Source organism: Stenotrophomonas sp. Bg11-02, assembly GCF_002836635.1.
Lineage (GTDB): Bacteria > Pseudomonadota > Gammaproteobacteria > Xanthomonadales > Xanthomonadaceae > Stenotrophomonas > Stenotrophomonas lacuserhaii.
Map to the genome: position 1 here is coordinate 136,384 of NZ_PJAY01000061.1, position 22,999 is coordinate 159,382.

At 61.2% G+C, this 22,999-nt stretch carries 14 protein-coding genes; 8 read left to right on the forward strand and 6 right to left on the reverse strand.

Features of this window, described 5'->3' with window-relative positions:
• Nucleotide 1: 1 nt before the first annotated feature.
• Entirely contained in the window at nt 2–1,204 is a 1,203-nt protein-coding gene (locus CXG43_RS12475; protein ID WP_101100217.1) for a site-specific integrase, read from the forward strand.
• Nucleotides 1,205–1,209: 5 nt separating this feature from the next.
• On the opposite strand, the gene CXG43_RS12480 is transcribed toward CXG43_RS12475, so the two are convergent.
• Nucleotides 1,210–1,455, reverse strand: a complete 246-nt coding sequence (locus CXG43_RS12480; protein WP_332870937.1) for an XRE family transcriptional regulator — start codon at nt 1,453–1,455, stop codon at nt 1,210–1,212.
• Between the two features lie 231 nt (nt 1,456–1,686).
• Between CXG43_RS12480 and CXG43_RS12485 the strand changes: the two genes are divergently transcribed.
• A complete protein-coding gene (locus CXG43_RS12485) occupies nt 1,687–2,121 on the forward strand; it encodes a hypothetical protein (protein ID WP_101100218.1) in 435 nt (144 codons plus the stop codon).
• Between the two features lie 743 nt (nt 2,122–2,864).
• On the opposite strand, the gene CXG43_RS12490 is transcribed toward CXG43_RS12485, so the two are convergent.
• On the reverse strand, nt 2,865–3,404 hold the full coding sequence (locus tag CXG43_RS12490) for a MarR family transcriptional regulator (RefSeq protein WP_157825062.1): 540 nt from the start codon (nt 3,402–3,404) through the stop codon (nt 2,865–2,867).
• Between the two features lie 150 nt (nt 3,405–3,554).
• Here CXG43_RS12490 and CXG43_RS12495 point away from each other — a divergent pair, with 150 nt between their 5' ends.
• A complete protein-coding gene (locus CXG43_RS12495; protein ID WP_101100220.1) occupies nt 3,555–4,034 on the forward strand; it encodes a hypothetical protein in 480 nt (159 codons plus the stop codon).
• A 288-nt stretch (nt 4,035–4,322) separates the two neighbouring features.
• Nucleotides 4,323–5,405 carry a bZIP transcription factor gene (locus CXG43_RS19150; RefSeq protein WP_157825064.1) on the forward strand — a complete coding sequence of 361 codons (1,083 nt, stop codon included), beginning with the start codon at nt 4,323–4,325 and terminating at the stop codon, nt 5,403–5,405.
• 1,172 nt (nt 5,406–6,577) lie between these two features.
• Here the strand turns inward: CXG43_RS19150 and CXG43_RS12505 are convergent.
• From CXG43_RS12505 to CXG43_RS12515, 3 genes are all read right to left on the reverse strand, one after another.
• Nucleotides 6,578–8,323 (reverse strand): hypothetical protein, encoded by a 1,746-nt coding sequence (locus CXG43_RS12505; RefSeq protein ID WP_157825066.1) that lies wholly within the window; start codon nt 8,321–8,323, stop codon nt 6,578–6,580.
• A gap of 88 nt (nt 8,324–8,411) precedes the next feature.
• Nucleotides 8,412–8,969: a hypothetical protein gene (locus tag CXG43_RS12510; RefSeq protein WP_101100223.1), complete on the reverse strand. Its 558-nt coding sequence runs from the start codon at nt 8,967–8,969 to the stop codon at nt 8,412–8,414.
• 600 nt (nt 8,970–9,569) lie between these two features.
• Nucleotides 9,570–10,214 (reverse strand): hypothetical protein, encoded by a 645-nt coding sequence (locus tag CXG43_RS12515; RefSeq protein ID WP_101100224.1) that lies wholly within the window; start codon nt 10,212–10,214, stop codon nt 9,570–9,572.
• A 707-nt stretch (nt 10,215–10,921) separates the two neighbouring features.
• Between CXG43_RS12515 and CXG43_RS19300 the strand changes: the two genes are divergently transcribed.
• Both CXG43_RS19300 and CXG43_RS12530 read left to right on the forward strand, forming a co-directional pair.
• Entirely contained in the window at nt 10,922–11,689 is a 768-nt protein-coding gene (locus tag CXG43_RS19300; protein WP_232767778.1) for an RHS repeat-associated core domain-containing protein, read from the forward strand.
• Nucleotide 11,690: 1 nt separating this feature from the next.
• Nucleotides 11,691–11,948 (forward strand): hypothetical protein, encoded by a 258-nt coding sequence (locus CXG43_RS12530; RefSeq protein WP_157825068.1) that lies wholly within the window; start codon nt 11,691–11,693, stop codon nt 11,946–11,948.
• 129 nt (nt 11,949–12,077) lie between these two features.
• On the opposite strand, the gene CXG43_RS12535 is transcribed toward CXG43_RS12530, so the two are convergent.
• Nucleotides 12,078–13,214 carry a sensor domain-containing diguanylate cyclase gene (locus CXG43_RS12535; RefSeq protein ID WP_157825070.1) on the reverse strand — a complete coding sequence of 379 codons (1,137 nt, stop codon included), beginning with the start codon at nt 13,212–13,214 and terminating at the stop codon, nt 12,078–12,080.
• Between the two features lie 195 nt (nt 13,215–13,409).
• On the opposite strand from CXG43_RS12535, the gene CXG43_RS12540 reads away from it, so the two are divergent.
• Nucleotides 13,410–14,126 (forward strand): response regulator transcription factor, encoded by a 717-nt coding sequence (locus CXG43_RS12540; RefSeq protein WP_198551493.1) that lies wholly within the window; start codon nt 13,410–13,412, stop codon nt 14,124–14,126.
• 231 nt (nt 14,127–14,357) lie between these two features.
• Nucleotides 14,358–22,985 (forward strand): Ig-like domain-containing protein, encoded by an 8,628-nt coding sequence (locus CXG43_RS12545; RefSeq protein WP_198551492.1) that lies wholly within the window; start codon nt 14,358–14,360, stop codon nt 22,983–22,985.
• Nucleotides 22,986–22,999: the final 14 nt, after the last annotated feature.

The window sequence follows — 22,999 nt, forward strand, 5'->3', positions numbered from 1 at the left end:
AATGTCATCCGCACTCACCAGACGCATTGTTCTTACCTCGGAGCCCCGAGATCGCCCCTACGAGCTCAGGGACGCCCAGGTTCGTGGTCTGATTCTTCGTGTGCAGCCGTCAGGGCACAAAGCTTGGATCGTTACCTGGGCGCACGGTAAGCGTCGTACGTTGGGTTCGGTCGAACATCTGTCACTTGATCAGGCCCGCGACCAAGCCCGGCAAGCAGTCGCTGAATACGTTCAGTCCGGATTGCCGGCGCTCGCAAAGTCCAAGCCCACTAGTTGCACGCTCGAAGCGCTGCTCAATGATCACTTCGAGCCTTGGGCTATTGCCGAACTCAAGGGTGGTCGTCAGTACCCGGATCGCATCCGGTCAGTGTTCCCATGGCTGCTACGCCGTCAGATCATTGAGATTGATGTGCCGACGATGGAGCGATGGTGGCGCGGGCGTGTCACTGGTCCTGATGCCGTCACAAAGGCTACTGCAGCGCGCGACTTTGCTTGCCTGCGCTCTGCCTTGTCTCGGGCCGTTGAGTGGAAGCTGATCGAAACCAACCCTTTGATGGGCATGCGCCAGCGGTCAGCAGCAAGCCGAAAAGTTGTCCGGTTCCTGTCTCCTGATGAAGAGGCGATGCTACGGGCCGCGCTCGCAGCGCGCGATCTTGCTGGGGTTGAGGGGAGGGCAAATGCCAATGCGACGCGGCGTAAGTACCGGCAAGCTGTTCTGCCTGATTTGCCGATGGATGGGTATGTCGATCACCTAACGCCCGTGGTTCTTACAGCCATGAACACCGGTATGAGACGGGGTGAGCTGCTGTCGATGACGTGGGCCGACATCAACTGGGAAGCAAAGATGCTGACCATCCGGGCCGAGAACGCCAAATCGGGCAGGCAGCGACACATCCCTCTGAACGTTGAAGCCATGGAAGTTCTGCAGCGTTGGGCCGGTCAAGCGGGCGAGCGACGCGCGGGCAAGGTCTTCGACGTGACCGATATCAAGAAAGGGTGGGGCAAGCTCATTTCCGATGCCCGCATCGAACAGTTCCGGTTCCATGACCTGCGGCATCATTTCGCATCGCGCCTGGTGCGGGCAGGGGTGGACCTCAACACTGTGCGCGAGCTTTTGGGTCATGCAGACATCACTATGACGTTGCGGTATGCACATCTGGCCCCGGACACGCTGGCGGCGGCTGTCGCCAAGTTAGCGGCGTGAAGCGCTTAGCCGGATTGTTGACCAGCCAAGCGCTCGAGCTCTTCGCGCATGCGTTGCCGTTCCCCCGCCGGGAGCTTAGCGAAAGCGAGAATGGCCGCAGCCAAGTCATCATCTTCAGCGAACAGGTAGGCGACGGGCACGTCCAGTGCACTGGCGAGCTCGGCAGCCTTGGTCATATCTGCTTGGTTGACCTGTTGCTCATACCGACTGACGAGCACAGCACCTCGGTTCTTGTCGTTTTCCTTATCCATCAGTGCTCCCAGCGCGCGCTGAGACAAGCCGCGCATTGCGCGGGCTTCTTTCAGTCGCTGAGCGAACGTGGCGGTGATGGTCTGAGGCGAGGGCACGCGGAGGGGACAGGGAGTGAACCTGCTGGAGCATGGGCCATATACCTATTCAGTAAAAGGCACTACCGGTATATAGCTTTGCACGCCTCGAATTGCCCAGCAAGCCAAAACCGCATCAAACAACAAGGGAGTGTTATGAAGAAGATCGTGGTCTGTGTCGCTCTATCGATGGCCGTGGCTGGATGTGTAACGCGCCCGATCGCTTCGGACGAAGCTCAGCCCGTTCCGGTCGAGCGCGTCTTTGCGTTCCAGGACGCTGGTGATGCTCCGGTGGGAGAACTCATTGTCACGCGGGACCTTGGCGCAATGGGTGCCGCATGCCCTCTTGCCTTCTATATCGATGGAACCATGGCAGCACACTTGCGGCGGGGAGAGTCCGTAACCTTTAAGGTTCCTGGGGGTAACCGTGTGATCGGTGCTGGATTCGCGGGTAAAGGGGTGTGTTCCTTGAACAACGGAGCAGCGCATCGTCGCGAGACGTCTCATACAGTCACCAATGGCTCCAAGACCAAGATCCGGCTTGCGATGACGCATGACGGAGTCATCCATGTCACGCCCACTGCGTTCTAAGCCAGCCAAGCGAGATATCGTCGTAACCACCGACAAGGAAGATCCGATGACCGTAGTGAACGAACCAGCAACTCCGTATCAGTGTGCGAGTTGCGGAGCAGCTATCCCAACTGGGCGCGACGTCACCAACTGTCCAAAGTGTCATCTCCGGCTACCGGATGCCGTAATCACTGCCCAGCGTGCGAAGCAGGAAGGTGTGGGTGAGCAGGGCTCGGTTACCGCTTGCATCGTGCTTGGACTGGCCGGGCTTGGCGTCGGTCTCTATTTTCTGATCAACCCATCAGCAAGCGGCTACGGCAACATTGCAAACATGCACGCACTTGCAGTCGGTCAATCACTGACGGTCGCTGGGTCTGTTCTACTGGGGTTTGGCATACGCCCACGATAACCACCACATATGCTCTGTAATCGGGCCTGCTGACAGACATGTCAGCGGGCCTTTCTCTTGCCTTCAACCTCTGATCATCAAAGTGCATCAGGCACTGGGCGTGCTCAACGAGAAAGTGCATCAGGACCGCTCTATCGGTCGATCTGTGGCGATCCGTGGACTACAGACAGAGGGGTGTAGCTCCTAAAAACGACGAGCGTTGTGCAACGACTGGTGCGCATTGGTGGGCAGCGAACGCAATGCGCGGAACCGGATGATTAGCATCCAATCATCGAAGTCCTAGAAGGTTTGATAAGCACGCAGTGCATAGGTGGCGAAGTGGAGTTACCGGCTGGAACACTCCATAGAGCCGACGTCACAGGTCATCTAGAGCCCGCTCCCTCGCCTTAGCTTCCTGTCGGAACCGCTCTTCGGCCTTCTTTGCCTCCGCCTTCCATTCCTTAGTCATCTTATCCTGGGCGCGGAAGCTGTCAGTCGTCTTCTTGAGGTGCTTAGCTCTCTCCCGGTTCTCATGAACTACCGTGATTTTTGTGGCTGCTCTTGTGATGCCGGTCTTCATATCATCTGTGAGGCTCTTCACTAGCTCGCGGTGTTCGGCATTCCATATCCGCAAGCCCTCCTTCAGCGCGACCCTCCCCTCCACGTCCAGTTCAAGGTGCTGCGATTGCTCATTCTTCCAGCTTTCGTAGATCCAGTCGCGCTCAATCATCCGCTTGACCATTACCGACACAGAGGCGGGTGATGAGCCCAGATGGCGCGCCACATCCGCACGGGTAGGTCGGTGCTTGTCGCTTTTCTCGCGCTGAGCGATCAACTGCAGAATCATGAAGGAGCCCAACGAAAGCCCCTTCTTGCGGAGCTTGCTGTCGAGCGAGCCCAAGATGCGAATGTTCATGGCATGCAGAAGTTGGAAGAGGTCTGGCCTGTCCGATGTCATAGGTAATCAAGTTTTAGTTGAAGACTAACAAGATGGTAGGTTCGGAGCATGGCAAAGTTCAACCCGTCGAGGGCATTCGGCCCAGACGAATCGAACTAGGAGAAGGACATGCAGGAAAAGTTTGACCGCGCCGTAAGTCTGTTCGGCGCCTCTCGTCACGGACCCGAAAACCTGGCTGCAGCGCAGGTGTCTATTGCGCGCGAGATCGTTGGTAGCCAGGCGCTGGAGAGGGAGGGGGATTGCAGGAAATACCGCGCACTTGAACACAGTGACAAGACTGGATTCGACGCAACTGACGATTTCGGTATTGCCTTCGCTACCCGGCTCGGCGTGTCGAAGGCTCGCTACGATCTCCGGATTTGTGACGAAAGGATGTTCCGTATGCTGTGGGCTGCGCGGCAGGCTGCCGATATGCTGGGAATTCCCTACGGGATCTACGTCGATCTCGCCGTGAGCTACCTGCGCGACACTAAGAAGAAGGCGCGCATCAATCCGAAAATGCTCACTGCATCGGATGTTCAGCTGCATGTAATGGATCGTTGGAACGCAGAGATGCAGGTCACCCCTGTGGACGAGCGTCAGAACTGATTGTTCTGAAGCAATAGTGCTTGGTGCGGAAGGGCCCTCCGCATCTGGCGCTACTAGCGGACGGTGGCGGCTGAGCAGCACTCCGGATCGGCCGAGAATCAACCCGTCAGATTCGGTGGCATCGACATCTAGCTACAAGAGCGGAAGTCGTGCCTCCGGCTCGCATGACTCCGTCACACGTCCGGGGCCAAGCCGTGTGGGCGGGCCCCACTCAAAAAATACCAAATGACCGGTGATTTCATCGAGCCGGTCGGTATAACACTGTCTTTATCGAGGGGGATTTGGAGAATGGCCAAGAACAAAAAGTCAAAAGCGACGGACGGAAAGGCAAGGGCTAAGCGTCCCAATCCGGCCCGCAAGAAGACGTCTGCGAAGAACATCGTGGAGGCGCACCGCAGGAATGTCGTTTATCAAAAAGTGTTGGCTCAGACTTACCCCATGCAGCGCCAAGTGCAGGAGCTCTGCTTCCAGCGGACGTACATCGACAAGCGCTTGCTCGCGAACGAGGCGTCACTCCTTTCCACCCGTTGGGTCGGTAATCGCTACATGTCACCGCTGCGGGCGACGCAGGCGTTTACGGATGCCTACATCGCGGCATACCGTGCTGCATGGGCTCGACATGTCGATCCAGTAGAGGCGCCCCATAAGCAACCGGTGAGGTCGAGCTTTGCATTGAATGACCGCGCAGACATGACCAGCTTGTGGCAGGCGCGTCAGAAGGCGGATGAGTTGGGTATGCCCTATGACCTGTTCTGTGCGATCGTCATCGAGCAATGGTTGTGTGGACGGAAGACAAAGAACCCCCCGCTCCCAAATCAACTTTGCTCCGGAAAGTTGTTCCCAGCGTGGATGCGTGGCCATCCCACATGGGACGAGATGGGGGAGCGTTTGTACCGTAAAGACTGGGACCAGCGATTCTTTATCGATCCGGTCGGAGCAGATCCTGTACATGCGGCTGCGCTGCGGGCACTCCATGCTGATGTGCTGCGTGCAAAGGACAGGCCAGCGCGGCTGGCGCGGTATCTCGGGCCTGATGGGCCTCTGACCCCGTCGCGCGCGGTATCAATGTTCGATGCGAGCATGGTGCGCGATGCGACGGCTTTGGTCTCCAATCCTGCGGAGTCAGCAGTGGCTGAGCATGCGCATGAAGATTACGTGCCTGCTTGTATTGGCAGTCGGTCCAGCTTGGCTGGCGCACCCTGTCACAACTGTGCGTTCGCAGCAGAGTGCTCTGCAGTCAAGCGCAAGGTGACTCGAGCACTGGGTGCAGCTGGCGCCTCCGGCGACCCGCGTGCTGATCGCAGGCGTCAGCAGAACCGTGAAAGCCAGCGTAGGAGCCGGGATAAGAAGCGAGACCAGCCGGTCGCGTAGGTCTGTTTTGAAGGGCTTGGGGTGCGTGTGGGACAATAATGTCAGCAGCCCCATATAAGCGTTAGATCAAAAGCTAACTACCTTCTTTTCAAGAAGGTAGATCTTTACTCGCCTACGTTCAAAGAAGTCCCATGCCTGGATCCAGCGGTACTCGGGCCTTCGGCCCTCGCACCTCGGCTCCAGATGCGCGCCCCTTCGGGGACGCGCAAGATATTATCTCCGGGATTGTACTGAGAGCACGTAACTAGCTACTGATAGACGTCTCTGTGAGTCGCTGAGTCGAATTCTTCCGGTGTTTGTGCAGGGGTGCCGCTGGTCGCGCCTGTGGTGCGCTCAGCGAGCTTCTGGTGCGGTCTGGCGTGCATTTGATAAGCGCCCTGTGGGTGCAACGTTCCGGCGATTGCTTTGACGTACAGATTGCTCGCCCAAGTATGCAGCGTTCCTGACGATCCACATGACACATGCGCAGTCTCGTGCCTCCTGTAGCGAGGACGTCAGTTGTTGTTTCCCGCAAGCTTATCGAACGGTGCCGCACTTGGTCATGGTGTTGCGTTGGGTTCTTTGCGGGCTCAGCCGTAAAAGCACTGCGCAATAGACATGCAGGCAGGCGTCTGCCCCATGCGAAACGCTATCAAAGCACATGCGGCCGCGGTCAAAAGTGCAACTCGCGGGCGGCGGTGCTTAAGGTGGTGCCTGCAATTGCAAGGCATGGGTGCCTTGTATGAAGCGTAAGGTGGGGGTCCACCTTGTAGGGGCGGCGAAAATTGGGCTCCCTTCAAGTCTCACCCCCTGCGACCGATATGTTCAAGGATGAGTCAAACATTAGCCGGGGTGACCACATGGACCATTGGACGTGGATGATGGCAAGGATGTACGTCCCAGCAGCAGCGGCGCTGGTGGTTGGGTTGGCTTAGGCATGGAGAGTCAATTGTTCGCAAGGATTTACGCACTGGCGCGCTGGGTACCGGCTTTGCACGCGGACTTCTTTGCAATTCCTTCACATGCTTCGCCGCAAACCTGCCGTCAGTGAGGGGAGACATCCGTTCACTGGCGGTCTGCATGAGTCTCTAGCTGGCAGCTTTCACCGGAAGCGCGGGGGGGGGGGGAGTTCGCTGATACCCCAGTATTCCCGCGCTTCCGGGGCCATCGCTGGTACGTTCAAGTCCTCGCCGTTAAGGCGCGTCGAGTCCACAGACTTCGAGGAGATCGGTGGGGGTGACTTCACCGTGCGCGCGAAGCTGCTTCCTCCAAGCTAAGTGATATCTGGACTGGAACTCAATCGCTTCGTCGAGAGTCTTGGCGTACTTGTGTCGAGCGCACAAGTCTATGAACCTATCAATGAAGCCATCGAGATATTCATGCGCGTTCTCGACTAATGCATCCGTCTGACTTGGTGATTTGCCGTCGTGAATGATTGAGTTGCGTGCGCGATAAATCCTCTCGATCTGCCAGGTGATGCGTCTCTCGTGTTCAATGATTCGCTCATTGAGATGGTCTTTCTTAGAGATTAGTTTTGACATCTCAAAGCAGCGATTCATGAGGAGGGCATAACCTTCTGTCATTTTGTATAGGTCGCTGCGAACTTCCTCGTAATCTCCGCCGAGCAGTGCAAGTGCTAGCTTCTGGTGCGGCTTCCAGTCCGGCTGTTGCACTCGCTTAAGAAGCTTGGAGGTGCCTTTGCGATTCCAGCGATATAGGTCGCCCGCTAAAGCAAACAGGAGGCGGTTAAAATACCCATGATTGAGGAATGGCATGATGAGCCTCAGTACCCCTCGAAGCTTTGAGTCTGAAGCTCTTGGTACCAGGACTTCCATGCCAGTCCATAGATTGATGAGTTGAGCCTCTGAGCTGGTTGCTTCCTGGGCTGACCCATGCAGCCTTACCACGCTAATGAAACGATCAAATGACTGTCGATCAGCAAAGCTAAGCCCATTCATCGCCTCGGCGAGCTTCTGTGAGGCCCTTGTTGGCAGGCTATCTCGAGAGCGTTTTGCGCCGGATGTGGCTGCATTGACTCTGACGGCCAGTGCATCGCCATCAATAGATAGCGCATTGGATTGCCAGTGAATTTTGCGCTTGTGATGAAAGAGCGCGAACATGTCGGATAGGCGTTCTAGCCGCTTCTCTGCGTCGTTCTTCGCGGTATATGGATCCTTCGCTGTTACATCGCAGACCGCGACAAGGAGTTCGTCCTCCTCGGCACGAAATTCCTCGTTATGAGCAATTGTGACTCTGTCGTCCTCATTGTCAGGTAAGTAAATTCTGAAGTATCGAGCGGAGGACTCGGTCTCCTTTATTATTTTCGGTGCTACGAATAGCACGTCGTATGTGTGCGATCGCATGTCAAAGGAGCGAAAGAAGGTGGCGAGGTGCGCTGGATCAGACAGTGCTGCAGTTCCGTCGTAGAACACTGAGGTCTGGGTGGCAATGTGTTGCTTACTGTAGCCCAGTGAAAGCATTGCTGATACCCAGCTCTTCGCTGACGTGCGTATATCCATCTTCTGTTTATCAGATGCACAAAGCTTGATTATTTGATGCTGTAGCTCGGTAGTGTATCTCGACCCTTTGAGTACGTTGATTAGCAGTGATAGTCTCAGCCGGATGTCAACTAGCTTCTCTTCCGCGCTGAACGATAAGTAGAATTCCGACTCAAATGGCAGTAGTCGCTTTGCAACATTGTCTGACTTGATTATTGATGCCAGCTCCTCAAGCACAGGCGTGAGCCGGTTCCTATCCATCGATCCGGCTTCTATATGTCCAATTATTGAAAGTGCCTCTGCTCCTAGGCTGCTGGGGCTCATCACTCTGGGCTTATATGTTGCCGGGGTGTACTCGTACAGTAGCTCGTCGAGACATTGTGCGAAAAATACTACGCCTACGGCATCGGCGTCGATTCCGGATGGCTGCTTGAATCTCATCAGCAAATCGTCCTTGCGGCTTTGGTTTATACGTGGCAGGCGAGTTGAGGCTATCGAGCGCCTTGAATATAGATTTTTATCGAGCGCGCTATCTAGCTGCGCTGGCGAGTTGGACTGCTTGTCGCGTGATAATAAACTTGCGGGTGCCCTTGCTGCCGTAATCGAGTCTGAATAATCCAAGCTCCACCAAGATATTCAAGTCGTCCTCAATGAATCTTGGTTCTTGAACGTCGAGCTGCCCCGCGCCGCTGATAAAGTGATATCGCGTCGAGTTGATGGATTTGTGTTCCCAGAGCTCATTTGCCCCAGAATCGGCAAACTGCTTGATAATTGACATTGCTTGGGCAGAAAGAGTGCCGCTGGGTCTTATGGATGTGGCTAATTCAGAAAAGGCCTGTATGTGGGAAGCAACGGATGCTAAAACGTCGTCCAGCGAATCGAGCCGCAGGAGCAGCTCTTGATGATTCAGCGAAAGAAGTGATTTGAGATGGATTGCTAGCATTTGGTTGCGCTCGATGTCTACCGCGACATCCTCGTGCCGCTTCTCTCGCAACCATTGGATAAACTCGGAAAGCTGCGTTCCTGAGCTTTCGCTCTTGTAGTTGCTGAGAAGCCCAACGATGGTTGCGAAGCTCGTGGCTGCCATTAGTGGGTCCACTTAACTCTCCTTGACTGAGCGGTATAGGCTATTTGTCGTTCCAGCGAGTCATTCTGAGTGTTGGGCGGTGAGCACGGGAATCGACGATCCCCCCACTAGTGCGCTCCTGGGTTCAGGATAGCGCCGGCAGACGCGCTTGCTGAGGGTCAGCCTGTCAGGCTTAGGTGCCACTTATGGCCCTTTTTCATGCGAATAAGTTATTGTTTTAGCTCAGGTTTGGTGTGTCTCAGCGTCGCATATCTAGTGCAACGCTCTTAGGCGCGCCGAATACGGCTTCAGCGCGCCTGATGGATGCGACGCATCCGCATCTACAGTTGAATACTGATGAAACCATTGCAGCGCCCATCAGGGACGGGATGCGTCATTGCGCTTCACAGCGAACTGGTCGCATGCTCGCAGAAAGGACGACGCTGCGTTTCATGATGTCGCCGGATACATGAAATCAACAGCGCCCGCTGCTAACGCCCGATCGTTCTAGACGGGAAGCAGGCGCTTAAACCTACTGGCTCGTAGTTAGATCCCCGCGGGCATGTAGCTGGGCCCTGGTGCGCTGCAGAAGGATCCACCGCTAAGACGTTGTCTCTGCGGTCACTCGTCAAGACCCAGCAGGCGCTGTGCCGCCTTAGCTAGCACTTGCCGGCTCTCCCTCGATGTTCCAACTTTGCTGACTGCTAGCAACAGCCTAGTAGCCGCCGTCTTGTACCACGTTCCCTTAGGATAACCGGCCAAATTGTTCTTGATTGCCGTTATTTCCTGATTGAGGCGATTGACTTCCTGCTGAGTCAACTCGTTGCGCTCTTGCATCTCCTGAAACTTAGCCATGAGCTCATCCAGCTTGCTTCTGAGCTCATCGGATTCATCTTCATCGAATTGATCCTGAGGCTGATCCACGTGCTCCCTAACATGTCTCTCAATCGTGTCCCTCAGATCGTCGAGTTCCGAGTAGATGGGTATCGTGGCCCGAAGCTCTTCACGGATGTCTTTGGCCCATGCAATTATGAGGTCGGGTACCTTGGACGGGTTTTCAATCGCCCTAGACTCTTGTGTCTCATGTTGACCTGGGGATGCGTGTGCGGTGTATGCATTTGATCCTGATTTGGTCAGAATAAACACATATGCTGGGTTGTGCCGGAACGTGATCCGGAGCAAGGAGTCCCGGCTATCAGTTATCACCTCGAAATCTGCAGGAGAGAACGGAGAGCGTTCTATGGCGCTCCATACGGAAGCGATCACTGAAGTTCTTAGTGGCAAGTCGTTCCCCTTTGCAGTTGATTTGCCCCGATGGTGATAGGGCGGCGCGTTCTGATGATCTTCATGTGCCCCATTCGTGTCAATAGTGACGTGCCGGATGCATCCGCGAATGGTCACTGCTTGTGCTGTTGACGAATTCTTGTCGCGCGCTCATCGGCTTATACGGTGCTTATTGCGTGTTATTTCATCATCTTCCTGCGCTCTAATTCGGTGCCTGCAATCGCGAGTGATGCAGCCATTGCATGCCAGCGGCGCATTCGTAATGCGTAGGTCGTAGGTTCGATTCCTATTTCCGGCACCAGTTGTACGAAAAGCCCCGGCCTTGGTCGGGGCTTTTTGTATGGGGCGGTAGCGCCGACCCATGGTCGGCGGCAGTCAGTTGCTCTTCTCTCCAACGTAAGTCGGCTTCCCGGGCATTCGCCGGCATCCTCCCTTCCGGAGCACATGCGACGTGTGCTACGAAGGCAAAGCCTTGCTTCAAGGTTCTTTCATGGATGGGAAAGATGACTGCGTTCGGGAGACGCGTCGCCGATGCGTTCGCGCACATAGCGGCGGCTGCAACCAGTAGGCTCAGGGCCGGTTCGGTACCGCTCTGGAGCTGCGCCCTTCTAGCCGGACTGTCCTGGCTTGCACCAGCTTCGGCGCAGACAACGGTCCGCTACCTGCATACCGATGCACTCGGATCGGTCGTGGCCAAGACGGATGCTAATGGCAACGTCATAGAGCGGATGACGTACGAGCCTTACGGCGATGTTGTCGGGGAAGATCTGACCGACGGTCCTGGCTATACCGGACACGTGCGTGATGCCGCTACCGGTCTCAACTACATGCAGCAGCGGTACATGGATCCGCAGTTGGGGATGTTCCTGTCCGTGGACCCGGTGACTGCGTTTGAACAGCCTGTGGGGCAGTTCAATCGGTATCGGTACGCGAACGGAAATCCATACAAGTTCACGGACCCGGATGGCAGGGAGAGTGGTGCGGCCTTCAAGGTAGTCAACGACGCCACGAATGGGCAGCCTATTACTCCACCACCCAGAAATCCAAACCACAGACTCGGACCGGCAATTGGTGCTGCGCTGACTGCAATTCTGGCTGCTCCAGTGCTGGCAGAGGTAGGTGTGGCCGCAATGGCAAATCCGGCAGCGGTTGCCACAGCAACCGAAATTGGTGCAGGAGCTGCTGGTGTCACGGGTACTTCTGGCGCGGTGGCGGGAAAGATCACCGGTTACACGAAGCATGGGTTGAATCAGGCGATCTCCCGCGATGGGGGCAGGGGTGTCTCTGCAAAGGCGATACTATCGGCGGTAAAAGAACCTGCGAAAATCGCCGAGCAGGCCGGTGGCAAGACTGCTTTTACCGGGGGGGATGCAAAGGTGATCCTGAATGGTGAAGGCAAGGTCATAACTGCTATTCCAAGGAACAGCGATGGGTTAAGAGACCCTAAGGTGAAGTGAAATGTCACGCTCCAGCTCTTCCCGTCTGCATTCTCTGTTGGTTGAAATCGCAGCGAAGTACAGCTTTCAGCTGCCTGAAGAAGGCATCAAGAACCTGGCCGAACGTGACCGCGACTTGCTGATCGATGTATTGCTGCAAGAGTTCTCGGAGACCGGCGTGGGATCTGACGATGAGCCCAATCACCGGGGCGTCGAGATTGAAGAAATCATCGATTTCGTGGGCTCTATCGCCGATCAAAATCGTGCATCCAGCGAGTGAGGAGTTTTTTTCGGAGTCATAAGCGGCTGCTCGTAGGTTCGACTCCCGTTTCCGACACCCAGTTGCATGAATGCCCCGGCCATGGTCGGGGCTTTTTGTTTGTTTGCGTAGACAACGCCCTCCAGGCGCTCAACCCACTACCCGGTTGCGTCCGCTCTGTTTGGCGGCATACAGGTGGTCGTCCGCAACGGCGAGCAGCGCGTCGAAGTCCGGATTTCCGCCGGTTCCCGCCGCAACCCCTGCGCTCAACGTGGCGCTGACTTGCTCCTCCCCGACGGTCCGTGCTGCCTGTTCGAACGCCGCCCGAAGCCTTTCTGCTGCCTCTACCGCTCCGGCATGGTCCACGTCCGGGAGCACGCACAGGAACTCCTCGCCGCCTAGCCGGAATACCCAGTCCTTCTTCCGCAGGGAAGCCTCCGCGACGCGCGCGGCCAGCACGATGACCTGGTCACCGATGGCGTGCCCGAAACGATCATTGATGCGCTTGAAGTGGTCGATATCAAAATAGATCAATGCGCGGGAGCGTCCAGTGGACCTGTCGCCCCGTTGCCACGCCGCCTTGCGATCTTCCAGGAAGCGGCGGTTGTACAGGTTCGACAGAGGATCGCGGATGGAGGCCTCGTAGAGTTGCTGGGCGGCCCGTTCCTTGCTCATCGTCACCATCAACGCGCTGGCGAGAAGTACTTCGATGAGGATCTGCGCATTGAAGAACACGACGGCCCACGTTTCAGCCGGCGCAGCACCAAGGGGTTGCGGCAGCCATACGGTGAAGGGCAGCGCCAGCACGGCCAGCGCGCTCGCCACCAGGAAGACCATGCCGAGCGACCGCCGCGATGGCAGGCCCGGATCCTGTTCCCGCAGCAGCTGGTAGGCAGGCAGCCCGGTATACAGCGCAACCAGGCCGATGCGCAGGGTGGCGTTCAGCGCTTCCATCCCCAGCCGGTCGAACCACACGAACGCGGCAGCAAGCCAGGCCAGCGATGGCAGCAGCAACCAGCCCCATCGTGCTTTGTGCCCGAAGAACGCACGTACTGCCTGCCATCCAAACGCGAACGCCAGCGAGATGAAGAAGGCCCCCAGATGCAGCCCCGTCTTGCCTGGAAACGCGCTGGGATGCACCAGGAAAGCGCAGCCGATCGCCCCCGCGGCGAAGGGAGCCGCGAACCAGGCGATGCGTCGCCCGGTCGGCCGCACAGCCCCCAGGAGCACCGCGATGAGCAGGAGGACGACCGCGCTGTAACCGAGGAGGGTGGGGATGTCGACCATCAGTTGGCTTGATAGGGGGCGCGGTGCTGCGCCGTTGCGATCCGGGTGCTGGCAGCCGGTGTCGGAAATCCTGCTGGACGGGCAACGATCGCCGTGTTGCATTCAATGGGTAGAATACGTCGGCCCGATGGAGCGTCGGCTGAAGCCAGCGGGCGCAGCGGGCGATGTGCTCACAAGACGAGACGGGGACCTTCAATGCAGTCTGGCTCATCGGGGCAACACACGAAGATCCTCGTGGTGGAGGACGACCATGAGTTGCGCGACCAGATCCTGGTGCCGGACCTGATTGACATGGGTTTCGATGTCCAAGCGGCCGGCAGCGCGCTTGAAATGTATCGGCAGCTGATGAGGGGGCGCGTGGACGCCGTCGTGCTCGACGTTGGGCTGCCTGATGAAGACGGCTTCAGTGCATTGGCGCATCTACGGCAAAGCGATGACGTCGCCGTCGTGCTGCTCACTGGGCGCTCGGGCAGTGCGGACCAGATCCGCGGACTGGACGGCGGTGCCGATGCCTATCTGGTCAAGCCGGTGGAAAGCGAAGTCCTTGCCGCTACCCTGCGCAGCGTGTTGCGTCGCCGTGGGCGGGAAACAGCCAGCAACGCAACCGCCACGGTGCTGAAAGCCTCCGGCTGGAGCCTGGCGCTGGATGGCTGGCGTCTGACCTCGCCGGCAGGAAAGCAGGTCCAGCTTTCGCACGCCGAGCTGCTGCTGTTGGCGGCGTTGATGCGTACCCCGGGGGCGGCGATGTCACGCGATGACCTGACAAAGAACATCGTCGCCCAGCTTCCCGAATTCGACCCCTATCGGCTTGAGATGGTCGTCCACCGGCTGCGACGCAAGGTCGAGGACGGCGGCGCGCAACCGCTGCCGGTGCGTTCCATACGTTCAATCGGCTACGCCTGGGCCTCCTAGCCGGCTGTCTTCACCGTTTATTTCTTTTTATTTCACGCGATGAAAACATCCGTGATTGAGTGGTAAACAGTCGCTGCTTATAGTGCGCGCCTCGCAATGGGGCGCTCGGCAACTCGCCGCAGCATCGTGATTTCTCCCGCTCCGACCGCTGACACCAGCGGTGCGCTTTCGTGCGCGTGCGTGATCTTCGCAATTGGCTTGTGCCGCCGCACCAACAGGGGTTCCAAGGATATGGCTCGTCAGCTCGCACGCTCTCCGCAAGGGCGCTTCCGTCGTTGCTCTGGTTTCGGGTTCTGGTTGATGGTGCTGGTGGCCCTGGCGCCGCTGACCGCATTCGCCCAGCTCGCCCCGCGCCACAGCTTCAACGTCCGCGGCGATGTGGCCATGGTCGGCAACGCCCTGTTGACCTGCGCCACGTCCGGCACGGGCTCGGCGAACTGTGCCAGCCAGCGCATGAGCAACAGCACCGGCGGCAACGGCAACCGCGTGATGGAGTTCATCAACGTGGATGCGGAGGGACTCCCGTCCGCCGTGCCGGCGAACTCCTCCGCGGCCACCTTGAGCGTGCCGGCAGGCGCGCGGATCCGCTCGGCTGGCCTGTACTGGGGCGCGCGAGCGGGCAACACCGATGCCGCCCGGCGGACGATCCAGCTGCGGCTGCCTGGCGGGACCTACCGCTCGGTGACAGCCAGCGCTGCGGACCTGAACACCTTCAATGATCAAGGCGATACGAACGCCAACCGGCCCTACACCGCTTACGCGGACGTGACCGCGCTGGTCGCCGCGTCGGGCAACGGAACCTACTACGCCGGTGGGCTGACCGCCGTCACCGGGAACGGCGGTGGGCTCGGGAACTACGGCGGCTGGGCGTTGATCGTCCTGTACGAAGACGACAGCAAGCCCTTCCGTCGCTTGATGGTATTCGATGGCAACGCCGGTTACGTCAGTGGCGGCAATGCACAGTCCGCCTCGGTGTCGGGTCTGCTGACGCCGGCAAGCGGTCCGTTCAATGCCTTCATGGGCGCCCTGGTGTGGGAAGGCGACGGCGACATCACCGGTGACGCATTCCAGTTGAGCGGCAACGGAAACGTGCTCAACGCAGGCGCTGTCAGCGACGCGCTGAGCCCCGCCAACAACTTCTGGAACAGCGGCATCACCCGGCTCGGTGAGCGCTTCACCAACAAGACGCCCGACTACGCCAATCAGTTCGCCGTCGATCTGAAGCTGGTCGACATTTCAAACAACGCGGCGAATGCGGCGTCTGCGCGCCCGCGGCTGGCCAACAGCGCCACCGGCGCCACCCTGACGTTCACCAGCACAGGCGATGCCTACTTCCCGCATGCGCTGGTGTTCGTGACGGACCTGTTCGTGCCCGATCTGGTCAGCTCGCTGGACAAGACGGTGCGCAACCTGACCCACCCCGCCGGTCCGTTGCGGCGCGGCGACATTCTTGAGTACACCATCTCCTTCCAGAACAGTGGCCAGGACGGTGCGACGCGCACCACGGTCCGCGATCCGATCCCGACGCACACGGCGTTCGTGCCGGGCAGCCTGCGCGTCGTCTCGGATGAGGGACGGGGCATCAGCAGCGGTGACAACCCGGCCGAGACCGATTCGGCTGGCGACGACGTCGCGGAATTCGACGCTGCCGGCAACCGTGTTGTGTTCCGCGTGGGTGCGGGCGCCGATGCGACCGATGGCGGCCTGTTGACGCCGGGGCAGGGCGCAACCCTGCGCTTCCAGGTCAAGGTCAGTGACACGGCGCCGGATACGGCGCAGATCATCAACAACGCCGAGGTCACCCACAACGGCCAGACCGTGGAGGTGCCCGACGACTACGAGGGACGCGCCTCGGCCACCATCGGCCCGGTCGAAGTGCCTGCCATTGCCGCGGTGGATTTCTGTCCGGCGGATGGCGGCATCTTCGGCGTGGTGAACGGAGCGGGCTTCCGACGTTTCGTTCCGGGCGCCAGCACCGACGGCGCCGTGGGCGACCTGGCCATCAGCCTGCCCGGCAACCTCAACGGCTTGATGGTGGATGCCGCGCGCAACCGCCTGCTGTTCCACACCCGGGCCAACGGCTCCGGCGGTGAAGTGTGGGCGTATGACGCCAACAACGGCGGCTGGTACCAGACCGGTGCGGTGATCGCCGCCGACCTGCCGCGCGCCGGCATGACGCGCGAAGGTATTGGTTACATGGTCACCGCCGTCAGCGGCAGGACCGCCCGCATGTATCGGCTGGACCCGGCGGGGACGTTTGGTTACACCCCCGGTGCCCCCACCACGTTGACCTACGACGTGGCCCCGTCGGATACCGGCTCGGGCGACATCGCCTTCGACCAGGATGGCATCGGCTGGCTTGTCGCCGGTTCGGATCTCTACCGGGTTGATGTGGACGCTGGCACGGCCACCCTGCAGCAGCGCTTCACGGGAGCGCCGAACGGTGCCTTCTATGCCGGCGCGGCGTTCGGCGCGGATGGCCGGCTGTACGTCGTGGTCAACGCGACGGGCAACTACTACGCGATGGACCTGGCCACCGGCACCATGACGCTGGCGGGCAATTCGTCCTTGGCCGGTGGCGGCGACCGCGGCCGTGACCTGGCCTCGTGCAGTTTCCCGGCGATCGCTCCGCCCCAGCTCCAGGTCGACAAGGTGCTCGGCGCCGTGAACGGCGACGTGCCGGGCTCCAGTGTGGCGCCGGGCGACGTGCTCGAATACGAGATCCGCGTCCGCCACGTTGCGGGTTCCCAGGCCGCCACCCTGTTTGCAGGCGATGTGGTCGAGGGCGTCCCGGCGAACACGACGTTCCTTCCGGCCGGCAGCGACTTCACGTGCAGCGCCGCCGTGTGTTCGAACACCAACGCGGTCAACATCACGGCCGGAGGCTCGGTCACGCTGCGCTTCCGGGTGCAGGTGGCGGCCACGGTGCCAAGCACGGCAACGGCGATCCGAAATGAAGTGGCCGTGCAGGGCAACACGCCCGTGGACTGTGCCGCGATCGGCAACGACTGCGAGGAGACCACGCCGCTCACGCTGACGCCTGGCCTCGCCTCGACCAAGGCGCTGAGCCTGGTCAACGGCGCCGCGCCCAGCGGAACCGTCGCTGTCGGTGATGTGCTGACCTATACGGTCACCGCGACGAACACGGGCAACATGGTGCTTCCTTCGGTCGTCGTGGCCGATGCACGCATCGTGCCGGCCAGCATCACCTGCACGGATCTGGCTCCCGCCGCTGCGTGCGTTCTGACCGGTGTGTACACCGTCACCCAGGCCGACGTGGACGCCGGGCTGGTCCGCAACACGGCCACGATCACCACGCCGGGCACCGACGGGGTCTGCCCCGTCGGCAACAGCAACGCGTCATGCAGTCCCACCCTGGAAATCCCGGCCGACCCGGCGCTGCCTGCATTGACGATCGTCAAGACGGCCAGGGCCCCGGGCACGTCCGCCGTCGGTAACACGATCGCCTACAGCTTCCTGCTGACCAACACGGGCAACGTGACGTTGAACGCGCTGGCGGTCGTCGATGACAAACTTTCCACGCCCCCGGTGTGCCCGGTGACCACGCTCGCTCCGGGAGCGACCACCACCTGCACGGGCACCTACACCCTGGTCCAGGCTGATCTGGATGCAGGCCGCGTGGTGAACACGGCCCATGCGGAAGGCACGCCGCCGGCGACGCCCGGCAATCCTAACCCGCCGCGCGTGCCGAGCCCGGAAGACGAGGAGACCACGGACCTCACCTCGGCCCCGGCGCTCACCATCGTCAAGACCGCGGGCCCGCCCAGCGGCACGGCTGTCGGCAGCACCATCGCCTATTCCTTCCTGGTGACCAACACCGGTAATGTCACGTTGACCGGCATTGCCGTGGTCGACGACAAACTGTCCTCCGCGCCGGTCTGCCCGCTCAGCTCGCTCGCCCCGGGCGCGAGCACGATCTGCACCGCGACCTACATGCTGGTCCAATCCGATCTGGATGCCGGCCGCGTGGTCAATACCGCCTACGCCGAAGGAACGCCACCGGCCACGCCCGGCAATCCGACGCCGCCGCGCGTGCCCAGCCCGGAGGATGAAGAGACCTCCGTGTTGCCGGCGATGCCGTCGTTGACGCTGGTCAAAACGGCCGGATCGCCGAGCGGCAATGCCGTAGGCTCGACGATTCCGTACAGCTTCCTGGTCACCAATACCGGCAACATCACCCTGACCGCCATTGCGGTGGTCGATTCGAAGCTGATCACTGCACCGACCTGTCCCGTCTCCACGCTCGCACCGGGCGCGACGACCACCTGCACCGGCTCCTACGTGCTGACCCAGTCGGACCTCGACACCGGACGCGTGCTCAACACGGCCTACGCGGAAGGCACACCGCCGGCCACTCCCGGCAATCCGACCCCGCCGCGCGTGCCGAGCCCGGAAGACGATGAAACCACCGAGCTTGCGCAGACCCCGTCAGTGACGTCAGTGAAGCAACTGGCGGGCAATGCGGACGAGGACGCCTCGAGCACGGTGACCCTGGGCGACACGCTGACCTACGCGATCACGGTGACCAACACGGGCAATACGACGCTCGCCAGCGTCACGGTGTCCGATGCCCGCATCGTCCCCTCGACCACCACGTGTTCCAACCTGGCACCCACGCTCAACTGCGTGCTGACCGGCACCTACCGTGTCAGCCAGAACGACATGGACAGCGGCCTGGTCCGCAATACTGCCGTGGTGTCCACCCCGGGCAACCTGCCCTTGTGCCTGGCGGGCAACACCAGTGCGCTCTGCAATCCGACGCTGGACATCCCCGTGGACGCGCCAGCGCCCGCGCTGAGCATCGTCAAGTCCGCGGCTGCCCCGACCGGCAACGCCGTCGGCAGCACCATCGCCTACACCTTCGTGGTCACCAACACCGGCAACGTCACCCTGAGCGGCATTGCCGTGGTGGATGCCAAGCTGTCCGTGGCCCCTGTCTGCCCGGTCACCACGCTGGCACCGGGTGCGGCCACGACGTGCACGGGCCGTTACACGCTGGTCCAGGCCGATCTCGATGCAGGCCGGGTGGTCAATGCGGCGCATGCCGAAGGAACGCCGCCGGCGACGCCTTCCAACCCCAATCCGCCGCGCGTGCCGAGCCCCGAGGACGAAGAAATCACGCCGTTGCAGGCGACGCCAGCACTGACGATCGTCAAGACCGCGGGCACGCCCAGTGGCAACACCGTGGGCAGCACCATTGCGTACTCCTTCCTGGTCACCAACACCGGCAACGTCACGGTCACCGGCGTTGCGGTCGTTGATGACAAGCTGGCGCAGGCAGCGCTTTGCCCCACCACCACCCTGGCCCCGGGCGGAACCACCACTTGCACCGGGACCTACACATTGGTCCAGGCCGACCTGGATGCGGGCCGGGTGGTGAACGTGGCGCATGCCGAAGGCACGCCGCCAGCAACGCCGGGCAATCCCACGCCGCCGCGCGTGCCGAGCCCGGAAGACGAAGAGACGACCGACCTGCCGTCGGCCCCGTCGCTGTCGATCGTGAAGACCGCTGGAACGCCGTCGGGCGCCCCGGTCGGCAGCACCATCGCCTACACCTTCGTGGTGACCAACACCGGCAATGTCACCCTCAACGACATCCGCATCGTGGACGCGCAGCTGGCAGTGGCGCCGGTCTGCCCCACGACCACGCTGGCCCCGGGTGCCGCCGTTTCGTGCACGGGCAGCTACACCTTGAGCCAGCTCGACCTCGATGCGGGCCGGGTAGTGAACCGTGCGCATGCAGAAGGCGTGCCGCCGGCGACCCCGGGTAATCCCAACCCGCCGCGCGTGCCCAGCCCGGAAGACGAGGCGACCGTGGACCTGCCGGCGGCGCCGTCGCTGAGCATTGAAAAGACGGCGGGTCCGGCCAGCGGCAACGCCGTGGGCAGTACCATTGCCTACACCTTCCTGGTCACCAATACGGGCAACCTGACGTTGACCGCGGTCAACGTGGTGGACAGCAGGTTGGCCACTGCACCGAACTGCCCGGTTACCGTGCTGGCGCCTGGTGCGAGCACGGTCTGCACGGGCAGCTACACGCTGGTCCAGGCCGACCTGGATGCGGGAGAGGTGGTCAACACCGCCCATGCCGAAGGCACCTCGCCCTCAACGCCGGGCAATCCGGGTTCCGGCCGCGTCACCAGTCCGGAAGACACGGTGCGCACCCCGGTAGCGCAGCTGCCGGCACTGGAATCGACCAAGCTGCTTTCCCGCAATGCCGATGAAGACGGCTCGGGCGCGGTGAGCCTCAACGACACCCTGACCTACACCATCACCGCCACCAATGCCGGCAATACCACGCTCAAGGACGTGGTCGTGACCGACAGCAGGATCACTCCCGCAAGCGTCACCTGCGCGGCCCTTGCGCCCGCAGCGAGCTGCGTACTGACCGGCACCTACCAGGTCAGCCAGGCAGACGTGGTCGCAGGCAACGTGCGCAACGTGGCGGCCGTCGCCACGGCAACGCCCGGTCTGTGCGGAGCCGGCAATGACGATCCGATCTGTTCGCCGAGCCTGGACATCCCGGTGCTCGCCTGGGACATCGATGCGGTGGATGACCGTGACCGCACGCCGCAGAACACCCCGGTAACCACCCCGGTCCTGCAGAACGATCTGCTCGACGGCAGGGCGGTCGACCCTGCGACGGTGCAGGTCAGTGAACTGCTCCCGCCGACCAACGGTTCCATCGTGGTAAACGACGACGGCACCATCACGTATACGCCGAACCCTGGTTTCTGGGGCGAGGACAGCTACGAGTACCAGATCTGCGAGCGCGCCAACCCGAGCAACTGCACCACCGCCCGCGTGGTCATCGCCATCGATCCCAATCGGGTCGAAGCGATCGACGATGCAGGCCGCACCGAGCCGGGTGTTCCCCTGCAGCTGGTCGTGGTGGGCAACGACCGCAGCCACGGCGCGCCGCTGGATCCGGACTCCGTGTTGCTGATGACGCCGCCGGCGAACGGCAGTGTCACGTGCGCGGCAGGCAGCTGCAGCTACACGCCGACGGCCGGTTTTGCCGGCACCGACACCTACGTCTACCGGGTGTGCGATACGTCCTACCCCACGGCGCTGTGTGCTGACGCAACCGTTACGGTGGACATCGAAGGCACGGCCTCGCTCCGGCTGACGAAGTCGACCACCTCGCGCGACATCAAGACGGGCGACCTGGTCCGCTACAGTGTCACGATCGAGAACGTCGGCACGGTGGATCTCACCGGCGGCAGTGTGCTGGACACCCCACCGGCTGGTTTCACCTACGTCGAAGGCTCGCTGGCTGCCAGCGACGCTCGATCGACCGTCGTTGCGAGTGGCTTCAACCCGATCCGCTTCGACGGGATCGATCTGAAGGTCGGCGACCAGATGACCCTGGTCTACCTGATGCGGGTGGGCGCAGGGGTACAGCGGGGCGTGCAGATCAACCGTGCGCAGGCGCTCGATGGGACCGGACAGCCGGCGTCCAACGTGGCCACGGCGGAAGTGGTGCTCGATGCCGATCCGCTGCTGGATGAAAGCCTGTTGTTCGGCACCGTGTTCGACGACCGCGACGGCGATGGCTGGCAGGACAGCGCGGCATTGACGGGCTTGAAGGTGCAGGGCGGCTTCGCTGCAGGCGACTACGTCGCGGGATCGACCCTTGTCGACAATGGCGATGGCGCCGGTCTGTCGCCGGTCGCCGATGCGAGCGCTCCGTTGTTGCGCGGCCTGTCCCTGGGCCGCCTGAGCGGACGGCAAACGGTGGCTGACCCGACGGAGCGCCACGCGGTGGTGATTCGCCAGCGGCTGCGCACCGCAGCCTTCACCGACGACTTCGTCCTCGAAAGCGACCAGGGCATCCGCGTGCGCATGGCCGCCGATGGCAGTACGCGCATCGAGAGGCGGGGCGATGCAGCGAAGGGGCTGACGGCTGCAGCGCCAGTGGTCGAGCGCCGCTCCGTCGTCGAGGGCAACGAGGTCGTCGTGGATTACATCATCCGCAACGAAGGCATCGATGAGCGCGGCATTCCGGGCGTCCGCCTGGCGTCGGTGGAAGGGCTGCTGATCGAGACCGACCAGTTCGGCCGCTACCACCTCACCGGGGTCGATGGCGGAGCGTGGACCCACGGGCGCAACTTCATCCTGAAGGTGGATCCCTCCACGCTGCCGGCCGGTGCGGGGTTCACCACGGCCAATCCGCTGCTGCGGCGGGTTACGCCGGGCGTACCGGTGCGCTTCGATTTCGGCGTGCGCATGCCCGAACCGATCCGCGCCGACGCGCAGGCGGTGGAGCTGGAACTGGGCGAGGTGCTGTTTGCCCCGGACAGCGCAGTCGTGCGGCCACACTATGGCGCGGTGCTCGAGAAGATGGCCGCGCAGGTCGAAATCCACGGCGGCGGCGATGTGCTGATCCGGGGCGACGGCAACCAGGCGCTGGGCTACCAGCGCGCGGTTGCGGTACGCGACGCGCTGGTTGCACGGCTTCGGCCAGGGGTGGCTCAACGCACCACCATCAGCGTGCGCGGTGACCTCGGCGATCCTGCCAGTCGCTCGCTCACGCTGCAGGGTGCCGACACGCTTCTTGGGACCGTGCTTTTCGATACCGACAAGGCCGAGATCAGGCCGGAGTTCGGCCCGCTGATGGAGCAGGTAGCGGTGGCCGTCGCGCAGGTGAAGGGTCGCGTGATTGTCACCGGCCATACCGATGTGCGCGGTTCGCACGCCTACAACAGGCAACTCGGGCTGCGCCGTGCCCAGGCTGTGCAGCGCGCCATTGCGGCGAACCTGCCGCCCGGGACGGTCCAGGCAGTGAACGTGGAATACAACGATGACCCGGCAACCCCTGCCGAGCACGGTCGCTGAGAAGGAACAGGGGA

Coding starts and splice junctions, on each gene's coding strand:
- CXG43_RS12475 (WP_101100217.1), top strand. CDS start 2: ATGTCATCCGCACTCACCAGACGCATTGTTCTTACCTCGGAGCCCCGA.
- CXG43_RS12480 (WP_332870937.1), bottom strand. CDS start 1,455: ATGGATAAGGAAAACGACAAGAACCGAGGTGCTGTGCTCGTCAGTCGG.
- CXG43_RS12485 (WP_101100218.1), top strand. CDS start 1,687: ATGAAGAAGATCGTGGTCTGTGTCGCTCTATCGATGGCCGTGGCTGGA.
- CXG43_RS12490 (WP_157825062.1), bottom strand. CDS start 3,404: ATGAACATTCGCATCTTGGGCTCGCTCGACAGCAAGCTCCGCAAGAAG.
- CXG43_RS12495 (WP_101100220.1), top strand. CDS start 3,555: ATGCAGGAAAAGTTTGACCGCGCCGTAAGTCTGTTCGGCGCCTCTCGT.
- CXG43_RS19150 (WP_157825064.1), top strand. CDS start 4,323: ATGGCCAAGAACAAAAAGTCAAAAGCGACGGACGGAAAGGCAAGGGCT.
- CXG43_RS12505 (WP_157825066.1), bottom strand. CDS start 8,323: ATGAGATTCAAGCAGCCATCCGGAATCGACGCCGATGCCGTAGGCGTA.
- CXG43_RS12510 (WP_101100223.1), bottom strand. CDS start 8,969: ATGGCAGCCACGAGCTTCGCAACCATCGTTGGGCTTCTCAGCAACTAC.
- CXG43_RS12530 (WP_157825068.1), top strand. CDS start 11,691: ATGTCACGCTCCAGCTCTTCCCGTCTGCATTCTCTGTTGGTTGAAATC.
- CXG43_RS12535 (WP_157825070.1), bottom strand. CDS start 13,214: ATGGTCGACATCCCCACCCTCCTCGGTTACAGCGCGGTCGTCCTCCTG.
- CXG43_RS12540 (WP_198551493.1), top strand. CDS start 13,410: ATGCAGTCTGGCTCATCGGGGCAACACACGAAGATCCTCGTGGTGGAG.
- CXG43_RS12545 (WP_198551492.1), top strand. CDS start 14,358: ATGGCTCGTCAGCTCGCACGCTCTCCGCAAGGGCGCTTCCGTCGTTGC.